The 16,365-nt window shown below is 37.7% G+C and carries 13 protein-coding genes, 1 riboswitch and 1 other annotated feature; of the genes, 8 read left to right on the forward strand and 5 right to left on the reverse strand.

Going from position 1 to position 16,365, the window contains the following annotated elements; translation table 11 throughout:
- Positions 1-116 precede the first annotated feature (116 nt).
- Positions 117-1,703, reverse strand: a complete 1,587-nt coding sequence (pckA, locus tag AC6F34_RS15015; protein WP_500773569.1) for a phosphoenolpyruvate carboxykinase (ATP) — start codon at positions 1,701-1,703, stop codon at positions 117-119.
- A 438-nt stretch (positions 1,704-2,141) separates the two neighbouring features.
- A riboswitch (SAM riboswitch) is annotated at positions 2,142-2,251 on the forward strand.
- Positions 2,252-2,558: 307 nt separating this feature from the next.
- Between pckA and metK the strand changes: the two genes are divergently transcribed.
- Positions 2,559-3,758 (forward strand): methionine adenosyltransferase, encoded by a 1,200-nt coding sequence (gene metK / locus AC6F34_RS15020; RefSeq protein WP_500773571.1) that lies wholly within the window; start codon positions 2,559-2,561, stop codon positions 3,756-3,758.
- 511 nt (positions 3,759-4,269) lie between these two features.
- Positions 4,270-6,171, forward strand: a complete 1,902-nt coding sequence (gene asnB, locus AC6F34_RS15025) for an asparagine synthase (glutamine-hydrolyzing) (RefSeq protein WP_500773573.1) — start codon at positions 4,270-4,272, stop codon at positions 6,169-6,171.
- 110 nt (positions 6,172-6,281) lie between these two features.
- Here asnB and AC6F34_RS15030 read toward each other — a convergent pair whose 3' ends face one another.
- Complete coding sequence (locus tag AC6F34_RS15030) at positions 6,282-7,169, reverse strand: C39 family peptidase (protein WP_500773575.1); 888 nt, start codon at positions 7,167-7,169, stop codon at positions 6,282-6,284.
- Positions 7,170-7,242: 73 nt separating this feature from the next.
- Positions 7,243-7,767, reverse strand: coding sequence for a gamma carbonic anhydrase (locus AC6F34_RS15035; RefSeq protein WP_500773578.1), 525 nt, complete (start codon positions 7,765-7,767; stop codon positions 7,243-7,245).
- A gap of 138 nt (positions 7,768-7,905) precedes the next feature.
- Between AC6F34_RS15035 and AC6F34_RS15040 the strand changes: the two genes are divergently transcribed.
- Positions 7,906-8,709, forward strand: coding sequence for an alpha/beta hydrolase (locus AC6F34_RS15040; protein ID WP_500773580.1), 804 nt, complete (start codon positions 7,906-7,908; stop codon positions 8,707-8,709).
- A gap of 13 nt (positions 8,710-8,722) precedes the next feature.
- Positions 8,723-9,820 carry a tetraprenyl-beta-curcumene synthase gene (gene tbcS / locus AC6F34_RS15045; protein ID WP_500773581.1) on the forward strand — a complete coding sequence of 366 codons (1,098 nt, stop codon included), beginning with the start codon at positions 8,723-8,725 and terminating at the stop codon, positions 9,818-9,820.
- A 36-nt stretch (positions 9,821-9,856) separates the two neighbouring features.
- On the opposite strand, the gene mnmM is transcribed toward tbcS, so the two are convergent.
- Both mnmM and mnmL read right to left on the reverse strand, forming a co-directional pair.
- Positions 9,857-10,429, reverse strand: a complete 573-nt coding sequence (gene mnmM / locus AC6F34_RS15050) for a tRNA 5-(aminomethyl)-2-thiouridylate-methyltransferase MnmM (RefSeq protein ID WP_500773583.1) — start codon at positions 10,427-10,429, stop codon at positions 9,857-9,859.
- Positions 10,426-11,394: a tRNA modification radical SAM protein MnmL/YtqA gene (gene mnmL, locus AC6F34_RS15055; protein ID WP_500773586.1), complete on the reverse strand. Its 969-nt coding sequence runs from the start codon at positions 11,392-11,394 to the stop codon at positions 10,426-10,428. The genes mnmM and mnmL overlap by 4 nt, the downstream gene beginning before the upstream one ends.
- Before the next feature lie 173 nt (positions 11,395-11,567).
- On the opposite strand from mnmL, the gene AC6F34_RS15060 reads away from it, so the two are divergent.
- The 4 genes from AC6F34_RS15060 to leuS all read left to right on the forward strand — a co-directional run bounded on the left by AC6F34_RS15060 (position 11,568) and on the right by leuS (position 16,315).
- Positions 11,568-11,831, forward strand: a complete 264-nt coding sequence (locus AC6F34_RS15060; RefSeq protein WP_500773588.1) for a YtzC family protein — start codon at positions 11,568-11,570, stop codon at positions 11,829-11,831.
- Positions 11,832-11,843: 12 nt separating this feature from the next.
- A complete protein-coding gene (locus AC6F34_RS15065) occupies positions 11,844-12,023 on the forward strand; it encodes a glycogen biosynthesis protein GlgD (protein ID WP_500773590.1) in 180 nt (59 codons plus the stop codon).
- Between the two features lie 178 nt (positions 12,024-12,201).
- A complete protein-coding gene (locus AC6F34_RS15070) occupies positions 12,202-13,389 on the forward strand; it encodes an MDR family MFS transporter (RefSeq protein WP_500773592.1) in 1,188 nt (395 codons plus the stop codon).
- A gap of 147 nt (positions 13,390-13,536) precedes the next feature.
- Positions 13,537-13,765 (forward strand) — a binding site (T-box leader).
- Positions 13,766-13,897: 132 nt separating this feature from the next.
- Positions 13,898-16,315: a leucine--tRNA ligase gene (gene leuS, locus AC6F34_RS15075; RefSeq protein WP_500773594.1), complete on the forward strand. Its 2,418-nt coding sequence runs from the start codon at positions 13,898-13,900 to the stop codon at positions 16,313-16,315.
- Positions 16,316-16,365 lie beyond the last annotated feature (50 nt).

Below are 16,365 nucleotides of genomic sequence, written 5' to 3' on the forward strand. Positions count from 1 at the left end.
ATCAACTACTCCTTCATGATCAACTTAAAGATCGTGTGTTAAAGTACTTAGAATAACTTACACACTTTAGTTGACAAGCCCCAAGGGAAAATTTCCTTGCTTCTTTTGTTTGAATATTATTGTACTGGACCACCAAGATCCTTAATTTCAGATGGTACATTTGTAAACTTTTTAAAGTTCTCGCGGAACTTTCCTGCAAGTTCTTTTGCTTTCATAGTGTATGCATCTTGATCTAACCATGTTTTGTTTGGTTGTAATACCTCATCAGGAACACCAGTAACATTCACAGGAATGTCTAAGCCAAAGATTTCATCTTTCACTGTTTCAACATTGTTAAGTTCGCCTTCTAAAGCAGCCTCGACCATTGCACGAGTATAAGCAAGCTTCATACGGCTACCAACGCCATATTCTCCACCAGTCCAGCCAGTGTTCACTAAGAATACCTTTGCGTTATGCTCATCAATTTTTTCACCTAACATTTCAGCATACTCTGTTGCTGGTAATGGTAGGAATGGAGAACCGAAACATGTTGAGAAAGTTGCTTGTGGTGAAGTGATTCCACGCTCTGTTCCAGCAAGCTTTGAAGTGTATCCACTTAAGAAGTGATACATTGCTTGTTCCTTCGTTAATTTAGAGATTGGAGGTAACACACCAAATGCATCTGCTGTTAAGAAGATAATTGTATTTGGATGACCAGCAATACTTGGATCAACGATATTGTCAATTGCTTGTAATTGATACGCTGCACGAGTGTTTTCTGTTAATGTATTGTCATCATAATCAGCTTCACGTGTCTCGTTATTGATAACTACATTTTCAAGAACAGCACCAAAGCGAATCGCATCAAAGATTTGTGGTTCTTTTTCACGAGTTAAGTTGATGCATTTCGCATAGCAACCACCTTCGATATTGAACACGCCATTTGGTGACCAACCATGCTCATCATCACCAATCAACTTACGGTTTGTATCAGCAGATAAAGTTGTTTTTCCAGTACCAGATAGACCGAAGAAAAGTGCTACATCACCTTCACGTCCTACGTTCGCCGAGCAGTGCATTGGAAGAATTCCGTTTTGTGGAAGCATGTAGTTCATCACAGAGAAGATAGACTTTTTCATTTCTCCTGCATACTCAGTTCCACCAATTAATACGGTGCGGCGTTCAAATGAAACAATGATGAATGTTTCAGAAGCCGTTCCATCAACTGCTGGATCTGCTTTGAAGTTAGGAGCAGAAATGACAGTAAACTCTGATTCATGATCTAATAACTCTTCATTTGAAGGACGTATAAATAATTGGTGAGCAAAAAGATTATGCCATGCATACTCATTGATTACTTGAATAGGCATACGGTGTTTTTTATCAGCACCAGCAAATCCTTTAAAAATGAATAATTCATTTTGTTGCTTTAAATAATCAATTACTTTATTATATAAATTTGAGAAAGCTTCTTCAGAAATTGGTTGGTTGACCGTACCCCAATCAACTTTGTCCTTTGTTGACGGTTCTTCGACAATGTATTTATCCTTAGGAGAACGTCCAGTGTACTTACCTGTTGTAGCACGAACTGCGCCAGTAGAAGTTAAAATCCCTTCATTACGGTTTAATACTTTTTCCACGAGCTGAGGAACTGAAAGTTGTACATGGATGTTATCGCCTTTAAGTAATTCAGCTAATTCATTCGTTATGCTTACAGAGTTCATCTGATACCTTCCTTTATTCATATATTCTTAATTCCATTTATTGAAGCAAGTAATAAACGCTCAAAAAATGCATCTGAAATTAGTATAACACATTTGCGAAATTAGTCTATACTATTGCTGAAAAATATTCTGCTTTTCTATATAGTTTTAATGTTTCATCTTTTATTGTTGAAATAATAGCATGTATTCCCAATATATATGCAGAATATTGGGAATGGTGCGTATGTATTCTCCATTTCCTTCCTATAATTATGTAAGCATAATTAGAAGAATTCAGCCTAAATTATACATACTATTACAGGTTATGGTGGGTAATTGAAGGTGAATTTTAATTCGCATTATTTTTATCGGAAATAAAGGGAATGGGTGCGAATTCCATAAAAAATCAATTGACATTGAATAGAGAAGTACGTTATTATTTACACTTGAACGGATACTCTCTTATCCCGAGCTGGTGGAGGGACAGGCCCTATGAAACCCAGCAACCTGCGGAAAAATTGCAAAGGTGCTAACCTGAAGCAAGGATTACATTCCTTGAACGATAAGAGTGAAAGGCGCGAATCGATTTGCTTTCAACCTTTTCACTAATGAAAGGTTTTTTTGTTTTTATGGCTTAGTTTTTGCCATTTAAAAGGATGGAATACGCGTTTTAAAAACGCAATATTCATGATGCAATAGAAGAGATGCTTTTTAACATGTAAACTCGATTGACGATTTGTAAAGTTAACGATTTAATCAATGGCTTTATAAGAATGTCAAGTTTATTTCATACTACTTAGGGAATGAGTTCCGTATCAAAGCAGGGCATATGCACATACAATGTCTTGCATAAATACTTTTTTAGGAGGATGCCAGATGTCAACAAAGCGTCGTTTGTTTACTTCTGAATCTGTTACAGAAGGCCATCCAGATAAAATCTGTGATCAAATTTCTGACGCAATCTTAGATGCAATTCTTTCTCAAGATGCAAATGCTAGGGTTGCTGCTGAAACATCTGTAACTACAGGGCTTGTACTCGTAGCGGGTGAAATTACGACTTCTACATATGTAGATATTCCAAAAATCGTCCGTGAAACAATTAAAGAAATTGGTTATACTCGAGCAAAATATGGTTTTGATTCAGAAACATGTGCCGTCTTAACGTCGATTGATGAACAGTCTGCTGATATTGCGATGGGTGTTGATCAGGCGTTAGAAGCTCGTGAAGGTCAGATGTCTGATGAAGAAATTGAAGCAATTGGGGCAGGAGACCAAGGTTTAATGTTCGGATTTGCTTGTAATGAAACGAAGGAATTAATGCCTCTTCCTATTTCATTAGCTCATAAAATATCACGCCGTTTAACGGAAGTTCGTAAAGAGGAAATTCTCCCTTACCTTCGTCCGGATGGTAAAACACAAGTTACAGTTGAATATGATGAGAATGATCGTCCTGTTCGTATTGATACAATTGTTATCTCTACGCAGCATCATCCAGAAGTTTCATTAGAGCAAATTCAACGTAACTTAAAAGAATATGTCATTAATCCAGTTGTTCCAAAAGAATTAATTGATGAGAACACAAAATATTTTATAAATCCAACTGGTCGCTTTGTTATTGGTGGACCACAAGGGGATGCAGGCTTAACAGGACGTAAAATCATCGTAGATACGTATGGTGGATATGCTCGTCATGGTGGTGGAGCATTCTCTGGTAAGGATCCTACAAAAGTTGACCGTTCGGCAGCATATGCAGCACGTTATGTTGCGAAAAACATTGTAGCTGCAGGTTTAGCTGATAAAGCTGAGGTACAATTAGCTTATGCTATTGGTGTTGCACAACCAGTATCCATCTCAATTGATACGTTTGGAACTGGCACAGTAAGTGAGGACCGTTTAGTGGAAGTTGTACGTAATCATTTTGATTTACGCCCAGCAGGAATTATAAACATGCTTGACTTACGTCGCCCTATTTATAAACAAACTGCTGCGTATGGTCACTTTGGACGTACAGATATCGACTTGCCATGGGAGCGTACAGATAAAGCAGAAGCAATTAAGCAAGATGCTTTAAAATAGTCATTTTATAAAAGAGGGTTACAGTTACATGTAACCCTCTGAGATTGTAGACAAAGTCGATTTCCGACTTTGTCTACATTTTTTCGTAGTACTTTTTGATAATAGAATGTCTTGAAAACGCTTGTCAGACTAGGCGTGCGGTCGAATGAAGACCCGAATAGAACACACGGTTCATGAGGGGACTTTTTGATGCCAAACAACGACGTATGCGAGCGTTTGTCGACAGTCTGAGAGGGTTACAGTTCATGTAACCCTCTCTTCTTTTTTTACGTCATATAATTGACTATGCTTTGTACGAAAGTTGTTGACTAGGTTTAGTTTTGATCATATAAGTGGAAAATAAGAGAGTAGGAAAAATGCACCTAATATTGGCAACGACTATTTTGTGGTGCCATTATACAGTGATTAATGATACTATTATACAGTGTATAAAATGAAGCGCGGATACACGACTTACTCAATTTCATTTAATAAAAAATACAATTCATTTATAAGTAGGTGGGTTACATAAATGTGTGGTTTTATTGGTTGTGTGCATAATGAAGTGCAAAGTTACCGAGAAGAAGCAAAAGAGAAATTTCAACAGATGAATAACATCATAACACATCGTGGGCCAGATGATTCAGGATACTATATGGATGGACATATCCAATTTGGTTTCCGTCGCTTAAGCATTATTGACATTGAAAGCGGTCATCAGCCATTAACATATGAGAATGAGCGTTATTGGATTATTTTTAATGGTGAAATCTACAACTATGTTGAGTTGAGAGAAGAGCTATTGCATGAAGGTTTAACATTCCAGACGAGTTCAGATACGGAAGTTATCATTGCATTATTCAGTCGTTATCGTGAAAAAGCAGTTGAAAAGCTTCGCGGAATGTTTGCATTTGTGATTTGGGATAAGCAAGAGCAGCTATTATATGGCGCTCGAGATGCTTTTGGTATTAAACCGTTTTTCTATTACGACCAAGGCGACAAAACATTCTTTGCAAGTGAAAAGAAAAGTATTTTGATGGCGTTGAAAAATGATGTCATTGATTATGATGCACTTCAGCATTATTTAACATATCAGTTTGTTCCTGAACCTCATACGATGTCTGAAGGAATTAAAAAACTAGAGCCTGGTCATTTCTTTACAAAAAAAATAGGCGAACAAATGAACATTGAACGTTACTGGAAAGCATCTTTTGCTCCGATTAAAAAGTCAGAGGATGATTTTGTAAAGGAAATCAAAGATGTCTTATTTGACTCTGTTAAAATGCACATGCGTAGTGATGTACCTGTTGGGTCGTTTTTATCTGGTGGCATCGATTCTTCAATCATTGCGTCAATTGCGAAAGAATACCATCCATCAATCAAGACGTTTTCTGTCGGATTTGAAAGAGATGGATTTAGTGAAGTAGATGTAGCGAAGGAAACAGCTGAAAAGCTAGGGGTAGAAAATATTAGCTACATTATTTCACCTGAAGAGTACATGAATGAGATTCCAAAAATCATGTGGCATTTAGATGACCCATTAGCTGATCCAGCATGTGTACCGTTGTACTTTGTTTCTAAAGTTGCAAGAGAGCATGTTACAGTTGTTCTTTCAGGTGAAGGTGCGGACGAATTATTCGGTGGCTACAATATTTATCGTGAGCCACAGGACTTGGAAGTGTTTAATAAGATTCCGACCGCTGGCAAGAAGTTATTAGGATTGATTGCACAAATGATGCCTGAAGGAATGAAGGGGAAAAGCTTTATTCAAAGAGGGACGACACCAATGGAGAAACGCTACATTGGGAATGCAAAAATGTTTGAAGAAAGCGAAAAGAAACTACTTCTCCGCAACTTCAAAAACGATCTGCATTATACAGATGTTACAAAAGCATTATATGCAGAAAGTAAGGGCTATGATCCAGTTGACCAAATGCAGTACATTGACATTCATACATGGATGAGAGGGGACATTTTATTAAAAGCAGATAAAATGACAATGGCCCATTCATTAGAACTACGTGTACCATTCTTGGATAAGGAAGTTTTTAACGTCGCTTCAAAAATTCCTACGAGCTTAAAAACAGCAGAGGGTACAACGAAGTATATTTTACGTAAAGCGGCTGAAGGTGTAGTACCTGACCATGTGCTTAAACGTAAGAAGCTTGGTTTCCCAGTACCTATTCGTCACTGGTTAAAGGATGAAATGAATGATTGGGCGAAGAACATCATTCATGAAAGTCATACGGATCATTTAATTAGTAAAGAATATGTGTTACAACTGCTTGAAGAGCATTGCCAAAACAAAGCTGATCATAGTAGAAAAATTTGGACGGTTCTAATGTTTATGGTGTGGCATTCTGTTTATATCGAGAAGAAATACTCGTTTGAAGAAGAAATACTTCGCCAAAAAGGATTACAACCACAGAATTAATAAAAGAAAAAATGTCGCTTTCCACTCAGGAATGCGACATTTTTTCTTTTAGACTGTTGTCATTAACAAGCATTATTAAGACTTCAGTGTATTTTGCTGTTATTAACATTCTACTTTTGCTCAGCGGTATATGTGATTGCTTGCTTCCCCATTTGAACCCAGGCAGCTTCAAAGTCGTTATAGGGTGCTTTTTCGTTTTTCTTACCTGATATAGGATCGTTATAATAAACATATTGTTCATCATATCCTGTAATTAATACAGAATGCATCTTATAGGTAATGTCTATTTCCCCTGATGGAGTCTGCCATGTTTGAAAATAGGAAGGTGGCAGCTTTTTATAAGCAGTATTCGTGATGACCCATACAGGACGACCATCGGATAGATGTATCTTTAAATCAGTGAAATTCTTTCCTGTTAAGTCTAAAATCTGTCCTGGAAGATATTGTTCTGCAAGCTTACGAATGGGCTCATGATAAACCCCGAGTCCAGGATTATTATACGTATACATATCGCCGATAAATCCATCATTCGGGTGTCCATAATGAATCAATCCATTTTCAACCCGTAAAGACGAAGGCTCCTTGATGACTTTTTGAGCGAGCTCCATCTTACCTACATCAACCCCGGCAAACTGTAAGAGCATTGCAAGGCTTGTAACTTCACAGCCTCGGGGAAGCTCAGGGAACTGATGAATTGTTGGTGCGTTCAGCAATACTTCTTTTTCGATTTTAATAATCGTAGGCAATAGTTCATTTTCAGCTATATTATATGCAAACGATTCTTCGTAGTCTCTTGAAAACCAATTTTTGATATTTTCCATCGCTAACACAACATGTGATTTTGTCACAAATGCCTGTACCACAAAAATACATGCTACAGTAGTGATGACTAGCGCGCTTTTCAATAAGAATTTATTGGTTTTTCTACTATTAAGAATGGTGAATAGTAAGATTATTGGTAAGACCAATAAAACGATAATGACTATATATTCACTCATTGATCCCACACCACCTAAAACATACTTCTATTTTTATATCGTCTTAGGGGGACAATTATAAAGGGCATGTGAACTATTCTTTATCGTTCTTCTGGAGCGATTTATAATACTGCCCTTTTTCTGCATATTCTCTTCGAATTCGATCCATATCTTTAATATCTTCTTCATTTAATGCACGAATAACCTTTGCTGGCCTTCCAAATGCTAATGAATGTGGGGGGATTTTCTTTCCTTGGGGCACTAAGCTACCAGCTCCGATAAAAGCACCCTCTCCAATCTCGGCTTGATCAAGGACAATAGCGCCCATCCCAATTAACGCATTTTTCTTGATTTTGCAGCTATGTAATATGCAGGCATGTCCAATTGTAACACCGTCTTCTATAATGAGTGGATTATAAGGGCTTTGATGGAGAACAGAATTGTCTTGGATATTCACATTTTCTCCAATGATCGTCGGTGCTACATCACCGCGTATTACGGTGTTATACCAGATGCTCGAATACTCACCAATCGTAACATCGCCTGTAATTGTCGTATAGTCAGCAACAAAAGCTGATGTTGCAATCTTAGGATAATGATCTTTATATGGATAAATCATGGTTTAGCTGACACCCTTTCATTTCGAATTATCATTATCATTATCATATCATATGAACACGCTGTTCCATGACTTAAAAAGTTGAGTAAGATATAATGGAGTAAAATACACGAAATCAAATTAAAGGGAGGAAGGAAGATGTGGAAATGGGAAGCGAATGGGCAAGCTAAAGGTGTAATCGTAATTGTTCATGGAGCAATGGAACATCATGGCCGCTATAGTTGGCTAATAGAACGATGCCATTTATCCGGTTTTCATGTCATTATGGGTGATTTACCAGGACATGGTACTACATCACGTTCTAGAAGAGGTCATATTGATTCCTTTAATGAATACCTAGAAGAAGTAAATAAATGGATTGAGGCAGCTTATGAATTCCAACTCCCCATTTTTGTGATTGGCCATAGTATGGGAGGGCTGATCGCGATTCGACTTTTACAAGAGAAGAAACATGATTTAGCAGGTTTGATTGTTGTATCTCCTTGCTTAGGATTAGTGAAAAAACAACATAGAGCAGTAAATGGAATGTCACAATTATTGAATAAAGTGATCCCACAATTCAAAGTGAACTCAGGAATATCTGTCGAAATGGCTACAAGCAATCGAGAAGTTATTGATATTGATATTCACGATCCATTGTATGTAAAAAAAGTATCGATTCGTTGGTACAGAGAATTGTTGAATTCTATGGATGCAGCGTTTACATCTCAACAAAAAATGCAGGATATTCCACTCTTGGTGATGCAAGCAGGAGAAGATCATATTGTTGATAAAAAGGCTGTTCGAGAATGGTTTAATAAAACTGAGTTTCAAGAGCAGCGTTATAAAGAATGGCCAGAGTTATATCACGAACTGTTTAATGAAGAAAAAAGGGATGAAGTGTTCGATTATACCCTTGATTTTATAAATGGACGGTTAAAATCGATCGGATACATTATTTAAGGAGGCATAAGTTTTGAGAGTACCAAAGATGCCACTTCCACTAATGATAAAAGCATATAAAGATATTTTTCCTTTAGTCCATAAAGAATTAGCCTATTGGAAGCAGCGAGCATCGCAAATACCGAATGATGAGCTTAGAAGGCAAGCGCAGTTAAGCATCAATACGAAAACATTTCATTGTGAGGGAGGGGCAATCATTGCACTTGCCTGTCCGACAGAAGTGAAGAATATCGTTCGATTTATCGTTGCATACCAAACAATCAGCGATTATTTAGACAATCTATGCGATCGCAGTACATCGCTTGATCCTTCAGACTTTAGTAGATTGCATCAATCGATGATGCATGCATTGACTGTTGGAGTAGTAGAATTCTTTGATTATTATCGCTTTAGAGAAGATCGTAATGATGGCGGCTATTTAAGTGAACTTGTTGCTACATGTCAAAGTAGTTTGATTAAAGTTCAACATTATCAGGTTATTAAGCCATATCTTCTTGAATTATGTAGCTATTATTGTGATTTGCAAGTCCATAAGCATGTAGTTGCTGAAGAACGAATTCCTAGACTGCAATCATGGTTTGATGAACATAAAGAAAACATACCTCAAATGGAATGGTATGAATTTTCAGCTTGTTCAGGATCTACTTTAGGAATCTTTTGTTTAGTCACCTATGCAATGAGACCGGAATTTACTGAAGCGGAAGCAAAAGCAATAAAAGAAAGTTATTTTCCGTATATACAAGGGTTACATATCTTGTTGGATTATTTCATAGACCAAGAAGAAGATTTACTCGGTGGGGATTTAAACTTTTGCTTTTACTATGAGAATGAAGCAAGATTATTCGAACGTTTAAAGCATTTTACAAACCGAGCAGACGAACAAACAAGTCAGCTTCCCCATCAACAATTTCATCAACTGATTCATAGAGGGTTACTTGGCTTATATTTATCTGATGAAAAAATAAGCAAGCAGAGGAATTTAAGGAAACTTGCTCGTGGGATGATTCGTGCAGGAGGCTTAAATAGCTATTTCTTTTATATCAATGCACGAATTTATCGGTCGTTTCAAAAGCTCTTTCCAGCAAAGAAGGAGTGGGAGCAACAAGCATGAGGGAATTGCCTTACAAGGTAATTCCCCTACTTTTCTTTACCTTTTCTCGATTGCAACAATAAAAGGTGGTTTATTAGTTTGGTTAATGAATTGATACTGTAATACATGAGCTTGTTGTTGATCTATTTTTGATACGTATCGGAGCAAATAATCTCGCTCTACTGCTCCTTCAGGATGTCCGTGGTAGATGACGAGTACAATCACGCCTTCTGGAGCCATAATTTCTAGGAGTTGCTCTAGAGCTGAAATAGTCGTTTGTGGCTTTGTTACAATTTCCTTGTCACCACCAGGTAAATAGCCAAGATTAAAAATAGCTCCATTAATTTTTCCATGATGAATTGGGGGAATGGTTGCTAATAGTTCTTCATGACCTTTGTGAAATAGAGTGACACGTTCTAATACATCATTTTCCGAAAGTTTATGGGATGTGCTTAAGATTGCGTCTTCTTGAATGTCGTACCCATACACTCGACCGTGAGAACCGACAAGCTGTGCAAGCCAAAGTGTGTCATGGCCATTTCCTATTGTACCATCTACTGTTACATCTCCAGGTTGAACAGACTTTTCTAGAAGTTGTCTTGCAAAAGGTAAGATTCTTTCTAATTTCATGCCATCACCTCGACATTTTCTCCTGTAAAAAACTTCCCTTGCCAACTATTTCTTCGCTTTAATTCTGTATCAATGGCATTAAGCACTTCCCATTTATTCACGCTCCACATCGGTCCGATCATCAAATCGATGGGTCCATCCCCAGTTATGCGGTGAACAATCATTTCTGGTGGGATTATTTCTAATTGATCGCATACTAACTGAATATATGTATCAAAATCCATTAACTTCAGCATCCCTTTTTCATATTGCTTCACCATTGGCGTGCCTTTTAGTAAATGGAGAAGATGGATTTTGATTCCTTGGACATCTAGTTTTGCTACTTCCTTTGCCGTTTCCATCATCATTTCAGAGGTTTCAAGCGGTAAGCCATTAATAATATGAGTGCAAATTCTAATGCCATGCTTACGTAACTTTTGAACCCCTTGTTTATAGCATTCGTAATCATGAGCGCGATTGATGATATTTGCAGTCTTTTCATGTACAGTTTGCAATCCTAATTCTACCCAAAGATATGTTCGTTTATTTAACTCTGCTAAATATTCGACTACATCATCAGGAAGGCAATCCGGTCTTGTGGCAATTGAAAGCCCTACGACACCATCTTCTTTCAAGACGCGTTCGTATAAACTTTTTAAGACTTTAACTGGAGCATGTGTATTCGTGAATGCTTGAAAATAAGCAATGTATTTGCCGTCTTTCCATTTATGGTGCATCTTTTCTTTTATGTCATGAAACTGTTGTTCAATTTCATCATTACGATTTCCTGCAAAGTCTCCAGATCCTGCAGCGCTACAAAACGTGCATCCACCAAAAGCTACAGTCCCGTCGCGATTGGGACAATCAAATCCACCATCCAATGCAATCTTAAAGACCTTATGTCCAAAATGGTTTCGTAAATGGTAATTCCACGTATGATAGCGTTTTTGATCATATGCATATGGAAAAGCGTTGGTCGTTGTCATGCAGTTCCTCCTAAACGTCATAAGAAAGTGACGAGATAAAAATAATCTTATCAAAATCTGTGCTTGTTTCCAATGCAATTCCCATAAATAGCATTAGTAAAACGTAGCAATTGTGAACAGAATAATGATGAAGCTTATGATGCTTCATTTTGTCTAAAAATGGAGGGACTACTATGGCTACTCGTCAATCAATTGATGATTTGATGAAACAATGTGAGGAAGCTCTATCGTACGCAAATGCGCAGTACCTTGAAGGGCAAATGCAAGAGCATTACAATGATGATGATTACATTCAAGCACTTCATTATCTAGAAAATGCATATAATGATCTCTCCCAATTAAATGATAGTGCAAATTCACAGCAACGAGAGCAACTCCATCGTATGAGGCTACAGCTCCAACAGCTGCAAAATAAAATGATTATTACGCCACATTAAGGGGGAAAAAACATGGTCCGAAAAAGGTCAAAGCAACATAACCCTGAACAGAAAACAAGAAATGCCACAAATCATGAAGAGGAGTTTGCTCGTGAAAACGATGTAATTGAGCGTTCGAAGCAATCATATGAAAACAGTGGCGGACAAAAAGTAAAGTCGAAGTTTCACCCTGAGCCTGAACAATCACATTAAACATCCAAAAACCTGAGCTTGTTTTATAAACAAGTTCAGGTTTTTGGTCATTCTTCTTAAAAACTAAATAAGTTTTTATAAAGATTTAATTGCTTTTATCTCTCAAAAAATATAGAATGATTTTGGCAGAATCATAAAGTTTCTGGAAACATATTGAATATTTTAGGAAGTGGTTTACATGCCAAAAGCATTATGGCTACTTGTTATTGGGATGGCGGTCAACGTGACCGGCTCTTCTTTTTTGTGGCCGTTAAATACAATTTATATTCACGATCACCTCGGAAAATCTCTAACGATCGCTGGTGTGGTCATTATGCTTAATCAAGGAGCAAGTGTGATCGGCAACTTGGTAGGTGGAACTTTATTTGACAAAATAGGTGGCTATAAATCGATCTTATTAGGAATCTTCATTACGATCTTTGCCTTAATAGGTTTATCCTTTTGGAGTGAATGGCCTGCATATGTCGGTTTCCTAACGATCGTTGGATTTGGTTCAGGGATTGTTTTTCCGTCCATGTATGCATTAGCAGGTATAGTGTGGAAAGAAGGCGGAAGAAAAGCATTTAATGCAATATATGTTTCTCAAAACCTAGGGGTAGCAGTTGGAGCTGCACTTGGCGGGTTTATCGCCTCGTTCTCTTTCCAACTTATTTTTATAGCAAATACGATTATGTATGTGCTATTTTTATTGATTGCTATATATGGATATAGAGGGATCGAGTCCTCGAAAGCAACTCAAACGTCTATTATTCAGGAAGCATCAACGATTAAAAGCAAGCATATGATGACAGCTCTTCTCGTTCTTTGTATTGGGTATTTATTATGCTGGGTTGGATATGTTCAATGGCAATCGACTATATCTACGCATACCCAAGCACTAGGAATTCCTTTAAGTCATTACAGCATATTATGGACAGTTAATGGTGCATTGATTGTATTAGGGCAACCGTTCTTAACTAGAATAGTTCGTTATATCAAAACATTAAAAGCGCAAATCATTATCGGAATTATCATCATGCTCATCTCCTTTTTCGTTGTGATGGTTGCAGACAAGTTCACGGGCTTTTTAGCAGCGATGGTGATTTTAACAATTGGGGAAATGCTCGTATGGCCAGCTGTTCCTACAATAGCGAATGACCTTTCTCCAAAGGGGAAAGAAGGATTTTATCAAGGAGTCGTGAATAGTACAGCTACTGGTGGGCGGATGATAGGGCCACTGTTAGGTGGAATATTAGTAGACATATATGGGATGTCCATGCTGTTTATTGTGCTCATGATTCTTCTTGGAGTAGCTATACTAACAACGATCTACTATGATCGTTTTCTTGTACGGAAGACGGATGAGGATCAGTCTCTAGCTGGATAAAACCGTTTGTTGTATATTTAAGGTAGTTTATGAGAAGAATGATGATGAATAAAAAACTTCACCATGTTTGAATAATTGAATATGTATAGAAAAATGATTTCTTGCATCCTTTCATAAAATTGATTACAATGTCATTATATTTAATAACAATAAGCAATGATTAGGAGTAGTAATGAACACTGCCTTTTGAAGAGAGCTGACGGTTGGTGAAAGTCAGCAATGGTATTTCATGAACTCGCCTTTTGAGCTTGCAGGTGTGAAACAAAAGTAATGCTTGCCGTAGGTCCACGTTATGGATGAATGAAGCGAGCGAGGTTAATCCTTGCTAATGTGGGTGGTACCGCGGGTTAATGTAAATGATAAACTCGTCCCTAATTTTTAGGGGCGGGTTTTTTGTGCTTTTCAAATTATAAATGTCTAGATTAATGGGTAGATGAATATCATTTGTTCTGTTTTTTAAAAAGAATCCCATTCTAGTAACAGCAATTGATTGTAGGAGGAATGAAAGATGAGCTTCAACCATTTAGAGATTGAGAAGAAGTGGCAGCAATTTTGGGAAGAAAATAAAACATTTAAAACGACTGAGGATGATGCAAAGCGTAAATTTTATGCATTAGATATGTTCCCATATCCATCTGGATCTGGGTTGCATGTTGGCCATCCAGAAGGATATACAGCAACTGATATTCTTGCGCGTATGAAAAGAATGCAAGGATACAACGTTCTTCACCCAATGGGTTGGGATGCATTTGGGCTACCTGCTGAGCAATATGCTATTGATACGGGAAATGACCCAGCGGAATTTACAAAAAAGAATATTGAGACATTCCGCCGTCAGATTAAAGAATTAGGATTCTCTTATGATTGGGATCGTGAAGTAAATACAACTGACCCAGAATATTATAAGTGGACACAATGGATCTTTATTAAGCTATATGAAAAAGGATTAGCTTATGTAGATGAGGTTGCAGTAAACTGGTGTCCGGCACTTGGAACGGTTTTAGCGAATGAGGAAGTAATCGATGGAAAGAGTGAACGTGGGGGTCATCCCGTAGAGCGTAGACCAATGCGTCAATGGGTATTAAGAATTACTGAGTATGCAGATCGCTTACTAGAAGACTTAGATTTACTAGATTGGCCTGAGAGCTTAAAGGATATGCAGCGCAATTGGATTGGAAAATCTGAAGGTGCCGAAGTAACATTTAATATTGAAGGACATGATGATTCGTTCAAAGTATTTACGACAAGACCTGACACTTTATTCGGTGCGACATATGCCGTATTAGCTCCAGAACATGCTTTAGTAGAAAAAATTACAACAACTGAGCAGAAAGAAGCTGTTGAAGCTTACCTTGATAAAGTGAAAACAAAAAGTGATCTAGAGCGTACAGATCTAGCTAAAGAAAAAACAGGTGTATTCACTGGCGCGTATGCAATCAACCCAATGAACGCTGAAAAAATGCCAATATGGATTGCAGATTATGTTCTGGCAACTTATGGAACAGGTGCAATTATGGCGGTTCCAGCTCATGATGAGCGTGATTATGAATTTGCAAAAGAATTTAATTTGCCTATTAAAGAAGTAGTAGCTGGTGGAAATATTGAAGAGGAAGCTTATACAGGTGATGGTCACCATGTAAACTCTGGTTTCCTTGACGGAATGAATAAGGAAGATGCAATCGCAAAAATGATTTCTTGGTTGATGGAAAAGGAAATCGGTACGAAGAAAATCACTTATCGTCTTCGTGATTGGTTGTTTAGCCGCCAGCGTTATTGGGGAGAGCCAATCCCAATTATTCATTGGGAAGATGGTACGATGACAGCTGTACCTGAAGAAGAGTTGCCACTAACATTGCCTGTAACGGATCAAGTAAAGCCTTCTGGTACTGGTGAGTCTCCGCTTGCGAATATTAAGGATTGGGTGAATGTTGTTGACCCAGTATCAGGAAAGAAAGGGATTCGTGAAACGAATACAATGCCACAATGGGCTGGTAGCTGTTGGTATTACTTACGTTACATCGACCCTACGAATGATCAAGTGCTAGCAGATCCTGAGAAATTAAAGAAATGGTTACCTGTTGATATATACATCGGTGGAGCAGAACATGCAGTCCTTCACTTGCTATACGCTCGTTTCTGGCATAAGGTTCTTTATGATATTGGAGTTGTTCACACGAAGGAGCCGTTCCAAAAGTTATTTAACCAAGGAATGATCCTAGGTGAAAATAATGAAAAAATGAGTAAATCAAAAGGCAATGTTGTCAACCCAGATGCGGTTATTGAAAGCCACGGTGCAGACACTTTACGCCTATATGAAATGTTCATGGGACCTCTTGAAGCTTCAATTGCTTGGTCAACAAATGGTCTTGATGGTTCAAGAAGGTTCCTCGACCGTATTTGGAGATTGTTTATCGATGAGAATGGTCAATTAACGGATAAGTTGAAAGGCAACGAAGAGGGAAATAGCTTAGAGAAGGTGTATCACCAAACAGTGAAGAAAGTAACGGAAGACTTTGAAGCACTTCGTTACAATACAGCGATCTCACAAATGATGGTCTTCATTAATGATGCATATAAAGCAATTGAAATTCCAGTAAGCTATGCAGAAGGCTTTGTGAAAATGCTATCTCCGATTGCACCGCATATTGCAGAAGAGCTATGGTCTAAATTAGGTCATACACAAGGCATTTCATATGAGGCTTGGCCAGCATATGATGAAGCAAAAATGGTCGATGATGAAGTTGAGATCGTCATTCAAATCAACGGTAAGGTTAAAGCGAAATTAAAAGTGCCAGTTGATGCGAAGAAAGATGCATTAGAGCAATTAGCGATGGATGATGAAAAGGTGAAAGAACAAATTGATGGCAAAACAGTACGTAAAGTCATTGCAGTTCCAGGAAAATTAGTCAATATCGTAGCGAATTAATTTATTTATATGACATCCTCCTCATTGCAGGAGGATGTTGTTTAAAAAAG

It is taken from the genome of Niallia sp. CD-39 (assembly GCF_059874745.1).

Bases quoted from the DNA above. Each gene is read 5' to 3' on its own strand.
- pckA (WP_500773569.1), bottom strand. From the start codon at position 1,703: ATGAACTCTGTAAGCATAACGAATGAATTAGCTGAATTACTTAAAGGC.
- AC6F34_RS15030 (WP_500773575.1), bottom strand. From the start codon at position 7,169: ATGAGTGAATATATAGTCATTATCGTTTTATTGGTCTTACCAATAATC.
- metK (WP_500773571.1), top strand. From the start codon at position 2,559: ATGTCAACAAAGCGTCGTTTGTTTACTTCTGAATCTGTTACAGAAGGC.
- AC6F34_RS15060 (WP_500773588.1), top strand. From the start codon at position 11,568: ATGGCTACTCGTCAATCAATTGATGATTTGATGAAACAATGTGAGGAA.
- AC6F34_RS15070 (WP_500773592.1), top strand. From the start codon at position 12,202: ATGCCAAAAGCATTATGGCTACTTGTTATTGGGATGGCGGTCAACGTG.
- asnB (WP_500773573.1), top strand. From the start codon at position 4,270: ATGTGTGGTTTTATTGGTTGTGTGCATAATGAAGTGCAAAGTTACCGA.
- AC6F34_RS15035 (WP_500773578.1), bottom strand. From the start codon at position 7,767: ATGATTTATCCATATAAAGATCATTATCCTAAGATTGCAACATCAGCT.
- AC6F34_RS15065 (WP_500773590.1), top strand. From the start codon at position 11,844: ATGGTCCGAAAAAGGTCAAAGCAACATAACCCTGAACAGAAAACAAGA.
- mnmM (WP_500773583.1), bottom strand. From the start codon at position 10,429: ATGAAATTAGAAAGAATCTTACCTTTTGCAAGACAACTTCTAGAAAAG.
- mnmL (WP_500773586.1), bottom strand. From the start codon at position 11,394: ATGACAACGACCAACGCTTTTCCATATGCATATGATCAAAAACGCTAT.
- AC6F34_RS15040 (WP_500773580.1), top strand. From the start codon at position 7,906: ATGTGGAAATGGGAAGCGAATGGGCAAGCTAAAGGTGTAATCGTAATT.
- leuS (WP_500773594.1), top strand. From the start codon at position 13,898: ATGAGCTTCAACCATTTAGAGATTGAGAAGAAGTGGCAGCAATTTTGG.